The following is a 9,716-nucleotide window of genomic DNA, read 5'->3' as shown; positions in this document are numbered from 1 at the left end:
TAAACTTGATTCGCCCAGCATGCTTGGCCTCGAGCACCGTCTGCTCCACCACCTTGCTGGCCGTACCACCGATATGGAACGTCCGCATGGTGAGCTGGGTCCCAGGCTCTCCGATTGACTGAGCTGCGATCACGCCGACTGGTTCACCTTTCTCGACCAGACGCCCTCGCGCTAAGTCACGCCCGTAGCATGCCCGACACACCCCGCGTGGGGACTGACAGGTCAGGACTGATCGAATCTTGACGCGGTCCACTCCGGCCTCAACAACCAACTTCGTCAGATCCTCAGTAACCTCTTCATTCCAGGAGACAATAATTTCCCCTGTGACAGGGTCACGAATGTCTTCCGCCGCCAAGCGGCCAAGAATACGCTCTTCCAACGGTTGAATGATCTCTCCGCCTTCCACGAGCGCGCTGACCGTAATGCCGTCGCGTGTTCCACAATCAATTTCATGAATAATGACGTCCTGGGCGATGTCGACCAGCCGACGAGTCAGATACCCTGAATTGGCGGTCTTCAGCGCAGTATCAGCAAGACCCTTACGAGCACCGTGAGTCGAGATGAAATACTGCAATACCGTCAAGCCCTCACGGAAATTTGCCGTAATCGGCGTTTCGATGATCTCACCTGATGGTTTCGCCATCAGGCCGCGCATCCCGCCCAGCTGACGAATTTGTTGCGAGCTTCCGCGCGCACCGGAATCAGCCATCATGAAAATAGGGTTAAATGATTCGGCTTTTCCGGGATCACCTCCGGCTCCGAGCTCTTTCATCATCTCGTTTGAAACCTGCTCTGTAACGTGAGCCCAAATATCGATAACTTTGTTGTATCGCTCTCCGTTTGTGATCAACCCCTCAGAATACTGCTTCTCGATCTCATTCACCTCTCGCTGTGCCTTCCCGATGAAGTCTTCCTTCTTACTGGGAATGTGCATATTATCGATACAGATCGACAATCCAGCCTTTGTGGCATAGGTAAAGCCGATATCCTTGATCTTATCCAGAAATTCGACCGTATCGCGATGGCCGGTCTGACGATAGACCGCATCGATCAGCTTGGTCATCTCCTTCTTTGTCATGAGCCTATTCGCGTTGGCGAACGGCAACCCCGACGGGAGAATTTCTGACAGCAGCACCCGACCGACCGTCGTCTGCACCAGTGAGCCGGCCAAACGCACCTTGATTCGCGCATGCTCTTCCACTTCACGCGCATCAAAGGCAATACGAACCTCTTCAGGCGACCCAAAAACTTTCCCCTCACCCTTCGCCCCAAGTCGTTCTTTGGTCAACCAATAGCATCCCAACACCATGTCTTGCGACGGCACCGCGATCGGTTTGCCGTTAGCCGGTGAAAGAATGTTGTTGATAGACATCATCAAAACACGCGCTTCGACCTGTGCCTCGACAGACAACGGCACATGGACCGCCATCTGATCTCCGTCGAAGTCGGCGTTGAACGCCGCACAGACGAGCGGGTGCAAGCGAATCGCCTTCCCTTCCACCAGCACAGGGTCAAAGGCTTGAATGCCCAGTCGGTGGAGTGTTGGCGCCCGATTCAGTAAGACCGGATGTTCCCGAATGACCTCATCCAGCACGTCCCAGACTTCCGGACGCTCCTTCTCCACCAACCGCTTCGCGCTCTTAATGGTCGTTGCCGCTCCTCGTGCTTCCAGCTTGTGGAAGATGAACGGCTTGAACAATTCCAGCGCCATTTTCTTGGGCAACCCGCATTGATGAAGACGCAGCTCCGGCCCGACGACGATAACCGTACGACCTGAATAATCGACGCGTTTCCCAAGCAGATTCTGCCTGAACCGCCCCTGCTTTCCCTTGAGCATGTCGCTCAACGACTTCAGTGGTCGCTTGTTTGGCCCACGAATGGCACGTCCACGTCGCCCATTATCAAAGAGGGCGTCGACTGCTTCTTGGAGCATTCGCATTTCATTCCGAATGATAACGCCCGGCGCCTTCAGCTCCATCAAGCGTTTTAACCGATTGTTGCGATTAATCACACGCCGGTAGAGATCATTCAAGTCGGAGGTGGCAAATCGTCCCCCATCCAGCGGAACCAAGGGACGCAGTTCTGGTGGAAGGACAGGGATGACATCCATGATCATCCATTCCGGCTTATTCCCCGACTTTCGGAAGGCTTCAAGCACCTTCAGGCGTTTCGCGTACTTCTTTTTCATTGCCGCGGATGTGGATGCCTTGGCTTTTACTTGCAATTCATCCCATAACGCATTGATGTCGATTTTCCGCAACAAGTCACGGATAGCCTCAGCTCCAATCCCGACCTTAAACCCGCTCGCCCCATACTCCGAAACAAGCGTGCGCAACTTATCCTCGGGAACCAGCTCCTTTTCCGACAGATCCGTTGAACCAGGATCCACACACACGTAGCTTTCAAAGTAGAGAATCTTCTCCAACTGCTTCAGACTCATATCAAGCAGGGTACCGATCCTGCTCGGCACACCTTTCAGAAACCAAATATGGGCGACAGGTGCGGCTAATTCGATATGCCCCATCCGCTCACGACGGACCTTGGATTGGATCACCTCAACGCCGCATTTATCGCAGACGATTCCGCGATGTTTCATCCGCTTATATTTTCCGCAATTACACTCCCAGTCCTTCGTCGGGCCAAAAATCTTGGCGCAGAAGAGCCCATCCTTTTCCGGTTTAAAAGATCGATAGTTGATTGTCTCAGGCTTTTTGACTTCACCATAGGACCAGGACCTGATCTTCTCGGGCGAGGCGATGCGAATGCGCATCGAATCGAACGAGACAGAATCCCGCTGCTTTTCAAATAATGTATATACGCCTTCCAAGGTAATGACCTCCTCTGATGCCGGCCACTCGCCGACACACAAGCGGTTAGTCTTGCGTCTTGACTAATTCGACATCAAGCCCCAAGCTCTGCAACTCCTTGACCAACACATTGAACGATTCGGGCAACCCTGGCTCTAGGAAGGGTTCACCCTTGACCACCGCTTCGTACATACGAGATCGTCCAGGGACGTCGTCGGACTTGACCGTGAGAAATTCCTGCAACGTCGACGCCGCTCCATACGCCTGCAGAGCCCACACTTCCATTTCTCCTAAGCGCTGGCCTCCGAATTGGGCTTTCCCGCCCAACGGCTGCTGCGTCACAAGCGAATAAGGGCCAATGGACCGCGCGTGGATCTTGTCGTCCACCAAGTGGTGCAACTTGAGCACATACATGTACCCAACGGTCACCGGACTCCCAAACGGTTCTCCAGTTTTTCCGTCAACGAGATGCGCTTGGCCACTCATTGGCAGCTTCGCCTTTTTGAGTAATTCCTTAATTTCTTTCTCAGAAGCACCATCAAATACCGGGCTCGCCACCTTCACACCCAATGCCTTTGCAGCCCATCCGAGGTGGGTTTCCAGGATCTGCCCCACGTTCATACGAGACGGCACACCAAGCGGGTTCAGCACAATTTCGACCGGAGTCCCGTCAGGTAAATAGGGCATGTCTTCTTCCGGCAACACGCGAGACACGACACCTTTGTTACCATGACGCCCGGCCATCTTATCGCCGACTTGAATCTTGCGCTTCATCGCAATATACACCTTGACGAGCTTGATGACGCCTGGAGGCAACTCGTCGCCGCGTTTTAGTCGGCCGACCTTTTCGTCATACAGCGTTTGAAGTATTTCAATCTGCTCCTTTGCCCTCCGCTCGACATCCTCCAGCTCTTTTTGCTCGTCAGGATCGCTCAGGATAATGTGCCGCACCGTGTCGTCGGGCAATCGCTTCAGGATCTCTGCGGTCAATTTCCCCTTTTTCTTCAAGATGACATCGCCGCTTTCAGGATCCATCAGATCGCGCCCCACCACCTTGCCGAGCAAGAGCTTCCGAATCTTCTTCGTCTTCTCTTCATCGATGATCCGCAGCTCTTCATGGTGATCACGCTGCAGCTTCATTTGGTCATCGGTCTCAATACTCTTCGAGCGCTCATCCTTATCAAGCCCCTTGCGCGAAAAGATCTTCACGTCGACGACAATGCCTTCAACGCCGGGAGGCACGGTGAGCGAGGTGTCCTTCACATCACCAGCTTTCTCACCGAAGATCGCTCGGAGCAACTTCTCTTCCGGAGTCAATTGCGTCTCACCTTTTGGCGTTACCTTGCCCACGAGAATATCGCCCGGCTTTACTTCGGCACCGATGCGAATGATGCCGCTCTCGTCCAAATTCCTCAGAGCCTCTTCGCCGACATTGGGGATATCTCGTGTCACATCTTCCTTCCCCAACTTGGTGTCCCGAGCCTCCACCTCAAATTCTTCAATATGAATAGAGGTGAACGCATCCTCACGAACCAACTTTTCACTGAGCAAGATCGCGTCTTCGAAGTTATAGCCCCCCCAGGGCATGAACGCGACAAGCACGTTCTTCCCCAGTGCCAATTCTCCGCGATCAATCGCCGGTCCGTCTCCGAGCACCTGCCCCTTCTTGACAGGCTGACCGATTCGAACCACCGGAGTTTGCGTAATACAGGTGTTTTGATTTGACCGTTGAAACTTAATCAGATCGTACACATCCAGCCCAGAATCTTTCCCCTTCTTGCCGTCCTTTGATTCAGCCCGCACCACAATACGAGTCGCGTCGACACTCTCGACAACCCCGGGCCGTCGAGCTTGGATCACGTATCCGGAGTCTCTGGCAACCACAGCCTCCATCCCCGTTCCGACCAAGGGGGATTCGGACGTGATCAAGGGAACAGCCTGCCGCTGCATGTTGGAACCCATCAACGCACGGTTGGCGTCGTCATGCTCCAAGAACGGCACGAGCGCCGTAGCGACACTCACCACCTGCTTTGGCGAGACATCCATATACTCGATTTTATCCGGCGCGGCTAAGACAAAGTCTCCACCATGGCGACAAGACACGGTTTCCGAGACTAACTTGCCAGCCCCATCCAGCTTCGAGTTCGCCTGAGCGATAATGTATTTGTCGCCTTCGATCGCCGAAAGAAACTCGATTTCATCCGTCACCCGCCCCTTCACAACTTTCCGATAGGGTGCCTCGATGAATCCAAATTGGTTAATCCTCGCATAGGTCGCCAGGGACGTAATTAGCCCGATATTTGGACCTTCCGGCGTTTCAATTGGGCAAATACGACTATAGTGGGATGGGTGCACGTCTCTGACCTCGAACCCGGCACGCTCTCTGGTCAACCCACCAGGGCCAAGCGCGGACAGGCGGCGTTTATGCGTAATCTCAGCCAGAGGGTTGGTTTGATCCATAAATTGAGACAACTGGCTGCTGCTGAAGAATTCCTTGACTGCCGCCACCACCGGCTTGGCGTTGATCAGGTCGTGCGGAAGTACGGTTTCCATATCGAGGAGATTCATCCGTTCCTTGATACTGCGCTCCATCCGAACGAGCCCCAGCCGAAATTGATTCTCGAGCAGCTCACCAACGGATCGTACACGGCGATTGCCCAAGTGATCGATGTCGTCGATTTCACCCTTCCCGATCTTTAGATTCACAAGGTAGCGAATGACTTCCACGATGTCTTGTGCCGTGAGCGTCCGCTGTTCAAGCGGCAAATCCAAACCAAGCTTCTTATTGAGCTTAAGACGACCGACTGGCGAGAGATCATATCGCTTGGAATTCAAGAAAAGATTATCGAACAAGGCCCGCGCGGTATCGACCGACGGAGTCTCACCCGGGCGAAGTCGGCGATAGATCTCAACCATCGCCTCTTCTTTTGACCCAATCTTCTCCATCTCCAACGTATCGAGAATGACCGGCGTAGCGGTGGCCATATCAAGGTAAATAACTTTAAACTCCTCGACATCACTTTCAACGATTTGCTCCACGATCTCGGCAGTCAACCGCTGATTCTTCTCAGCCAGCTTGTTCTTCTGCGAATCGACCACCTCCGTCAGAACGGCGCGCCCCACCAACTCCCCGGGCAGCATGGGAATCTCTTTCACTCCAGACGCCTTGAGCTTGGCGATCATCCCCTTTGTCAGCCTCGCCCCTTCCCGAACCAACGGCTCCTTGCTGTTTTTATCCGTCACCTCTGCCGAGCACCGAAGTCCATGGTGAATCTCCGGATCAAGCTTGCGGAACATCTTGCCCTTCGAGACCCGAATCTCCTCCACGGGATAGTACATTTTGAGCAAATCATCGCTTGAAAATCCGAATGCCTTCAACAAAATGGTGGTGGGCATTTTCCGCCGACGATCGATCCGGACATAGAGAATGTCCCTGGCATCAAACTCGAAATCGAGCCATGAGCCTCGATAGGGAATAATGCGCGCCGAATACAAGACTTTCCCGCTCGCATGCGTACGCCCCTTATCATGAGTAAAGGAGGCCCCAGGCGACCGATGGAGCTGACTGACGACGACTCGTTCAGTTCCGTTGACGATAAAAGTTCCCCGTTCGGTCATCAGCGGCAATTCACCGACATAGACCTCTTGCTCCCGCACATCGAGCACCTTCTTCCGGGGCCCCTTATCCTCCTTATCAAACACGACCAAGCGCACACGCAATTTCAACGGAACGGCAAACGTCATGCCCTGCTCAAGACATTCGCGCTCATCGTACTTTGGCGCACCTAAGGTGTAACTCGAAAACTCGAGCACAGCCGTGTTGTTATAGTCCGGGATTGGGAACACGCTGGCCAACGCCGCCTGTAATCCATAATCTTTCCGGCGGTCCGGTTCGACCTCAAATTGCAGAAACTCCTCATAGGAACGCTTCTGAATTTCGATCAGATCTGGAATATCGATATTGGTTCGAATGCGTGAAAAATCTTTCCGCTCGACGAACTCCTGCAGAGTCGTTTCGGACATTCCTACTCCTCCACACTGGTTGGCGGTGAACAGCAGTCACCGGTCATGACACAGAGCGACAGGCCGACGGTGATCAACCTTCCCCCAATGCACAATGACCAGTGACTATAACGAATGGTATCCCTACTTCACTTCGACTTTTGCACCGCTTTCTTCGAGCTTCTTCTTCATCGTATCCGCCTCTTCTTTGGCAACCCCAGTCTTAACAGGCTTTGGAGCTCCCTCAACCAGATCCTTCGCTTCCTTCAGTCCAAGACTGGTAAGCTCTCGCACCACCTTAATGATCTGAATTTTCTTATCTGCCGGTGCAGATGCCAGAATGACATCGAATGCCGTCTTTTCTTCAGCCGGAGCAGCTGCCCCACCACCTGCCGCCGGTGCCGCCGCCACCGCAACTGGTGCGGCTGCCGTGACCCCGAATCGCGTTTCCAGCCCCTTGACAAGTTCGGCTAGATCGAGCACGCTCATCCCCTCGATTGCCTTGATCAATTCCTCTTGTGACAATTTTCCTTCTGTAGCTGGCATCTCCCCTTCTCCTTTCCGTTTATCCTGAATGGCTGCAATGACTCTGACAAATTTCGACAACACCGCACTCAACGTATACACAACACCACGAATCGGCCCTTGCATGGCCGAGAGCAACATCGCGACAAGAACTTCCTTCTTAGGCAGCTTCGCGACAGCCACCAGATCAGCCGGCTGAAGGAGCTTGCCTTCCAGCACTCCGGCCGTCATCTTAATCTTCTCTTCCCGTTTCTCGGCTCCGATAAAATCCTTCAGGACCTTGGTCGGCAACACAGGATCATCATACCCAATGACGACACCAGTCGGACCCTTGAGATGCAGCTTGAGCCCAGCCAATGCCGTCCCCTCAGCAGCACGAGCCGCGAGCGTATTCTTCACGATTCGGTACTCAGCCTTAACTCCCCGGAGTTGCTTGCGCAACTCAGTGACCTCATTGACAGGAAGACCGACGCATTCCGTCAAGATAGCCAGTCTGGCTCGACCGAATTTTTCGGCCAAAGCCGCCACCGTCGTAACTTTTTCTTCCTTCTTCATCGCTCTCCTTCTTCGAGGATTCGTCACCCACCACGAATCAATCAGGACCTACCGGGCCTCCCCGACCAGCTAAGTGACAGACGACGTCCTTCGTCTAACTCCACTGCTTCGTCAGTGCGATGGTATCCAACTTCACTCCCGGTCCCATCGTGCTCGTAATCGTGGCACTCTTGAGATAGCGCCCTTTGCAGGAGGCAGGTTTTGCCTTGATGACAGATTCGAGGATGGCTGATGCATTGTCGTAGAGCTTTTCCGGCTCAAAGGACACCTTTCCAACCGGCACATGCACGATACCAGCCTTCTCGACCTTAAACTCAACACGCCCCTTCCGAATATCAGAGACAGCTTTCCCGACTTCGAAGGTAACCGTGCCGGTCTTCGGATTCGGCATCAAACCACGAGGTCCGAGCACCTTCCCAAGCTTGCCGACGGACGCCATCAAGTCCGGCGTAGAAATGGCACAATCAAACTCCATCCAGCCGCCCTTGATTTTCTCCATCAAATCATCCGCACCCACATAGTCGGCTCCCGCCTGGCGTGCCTCCTGTTCCTTTTCACCCTTCGCAAAGACCAATACCCGAACCCTTTTCCCTGTCCCATGCGGAAGCGCCGCCGTTCCTCGGACAAATTGATCCGAACGCTTGGGGTCAATCCCGAGGCGAAGCGCTAGATCAACCGACTCGTCAAACTTCGCAAATGCCGAGCGCTTCACGGCTTCAACCGCCTCACGCAATCCATAGACACGCGGCTCAACGTTCTGAAGCGCCGCATTCATCTTCTTTCCCATAGCCTACCGCTCCTTCGGTCCAGAAATTAACTTTGGATCACAATGCCCATGCTGCGCGCAGTCCCCTCGATGATCCTCGTCGCCCCCTCCACATCAGCCGCGTTCAGATCACCCATTTTCTTACGCGCGATCTCATTCAGCTGCTGCCGGGTGATTTTCCCCACCTTATCCTTCTGTGGCACACCAGAGCCCTTAATGACCCCGGCCGCTTTCTTCAGCAAATCCGAAGCCGGAGGGGTCTTCATAATGAAGCTAAAAGTACGATCTTTATAGACTGTGATCACCACAGGGATGATACTGTCCCCTTCCTTCTGAGTCTTCGCATTGAACTGCTTACAAAACTCCATAATGTTGACGCCGTGCTGACCCAACGAAGGACCTACGGGAGGAGCAGGGTTGGCCTTACCAGCCGGAATTTGCAACTTAATCTGCGCCGAGACTTCTTTTGCCATGACTTTCTCCTTAGCGGTCAGCGATGAGCTGTCAGCTCATCGCTCTTCAAATCCGTTCAACCTGCAGGAATCCCAATTCAACTGGGGTTGACCGACCGAAGATGCTGACCATGACCTTCAATCGACTATGATCCTGATCGACCTCGTCCACTGCACCATTGAACCCCAGGAACGGACCATCGATAATACGGACATTATCACCCTTAATGAATTTGACCTGCTCACGCGGTTCCGCCTGACCTGCATCAACTTGTTTGAGCAAGGACTCGACTTCCTCATCGGTAAGCGGCGTCGGCACAACTCCTCCTCCGACAAATCCCGTCACCTTGGGGGTCTCCTTAATCATCTGGAGCGTCTCATCAGCCAGCGGAGACTCCAGCTCTACCAAAACATACCCCGGAAAGAACTTCCGACGGGAGGTCCGTCGCTTCCCATCCTTGATTTCAATCACATCCTCCGTCGGAACAAGGACCTGCCCGACCTTCTCCACAAGCCCCATTTGACTCGCACGTTCCATGAGGCTGGTCTTCACGCGCCCCTCAAAACCCGCGTACGTATGTATGACGTACCAGTTCTTTGTCATGCACC

At 53.7% G+C, this 9,716-nt stretch carries 6 protein-coding genes and 1 pseudogene; all 7 read right to left on the bottom strand.

Annotated elements, in window-relative coordinates:
- Positions 1 to 2,827 (bottom strand): DNA-directed RNA polymerase subunit beta' (gene rpoC, locus ACYX34_RS01320; RefSeq protein WP_462074749.1); only part of this gene is annotated, 2,827 nt, incomplete at its 3' end.
- Positions 2,828 to 2,873: 46 nt separating this feature from the next.
- Positions 2,874 to 6,830: a DNA-directed RNA polymerase subunit beta gene (gene rpoB / locus ACYX34_RS01315; RefSeq protein ID WP_462074748.1), complete on the bottom strand. Its 3,957-nt coding sequence runs from the start codon at positions 6,828 to 6,830 to the stop codon at positions 2,874 to 2,876.
- A gap of 123 nt (positions 6,831 to 6,953) precedes the next feature.
- The gene (gene rplL / locus ACYX34_RS01310) at positions 6,954 to 7,355 is read right to left on the bottom strand and encodes a 50S ribosomal protein L7/L12 (RefSeq protein WP_462074751.1); all 402 of its coding nucleotides are present in this window, start codon (positions 7,353 to 7,355) and stop codon (positions 6,954 to 6,956) included.
- 27 nt (positions 7,356 to 7,382) lie between these two features.
- Positions 7,383 to 7,889, bottom strand: a pseudogene (gene rplJ, locus ACYX34_RS01305) (50S ribosomal protein L10); the annotation flags it as partial.
- A gap of 94 nt (positions 7,890 to 7,983) precedes the next feature.
- Positions 7,984 to 8,676 (bottom strand): 50S ribosomal protein L1, encoded by a 693-nt coding sequence (gene rplA / locus ACYX34_RS01300; protein ID WP_462074747.1) that lies wholly within the window; start codon positions 8,674 to 8,676, stop codon positions 7,984 to 7,986.
- A gap of 26 nt (positions 8,677 to 8,702) precedes the next feature.
- Entirely contained in the window at positions 8,703 to 9,128 is a 426-nt protein-coding gene (rplK, locus tag ACYX34_RS01295) for a 50S ribosomal protein L11 (RefSeq protein ID WP_462074746.1), read from the bottom strand.
- 46 nt (positions 9,129 to 9,174) lie between these two features.
- Entirely contained in the window at positions 9,175 to 9,711 is a 537-nt protein-coding gene (gene nusG, locus ACYX34_RS01290) for a transcription termination/antitermination protein NusG (RefSeq protein ID WP_462074750.1), read from the bottom strand.
- Positions 9,712 to 9,716 lie beyond the last annotated feature (5 nt).

The organism is Nitrospira sp. CMX1, from assembly GCF_054902215.1.
This window is presented reverse-complemented; position numbering and strand designations above follow the sequence as displayed.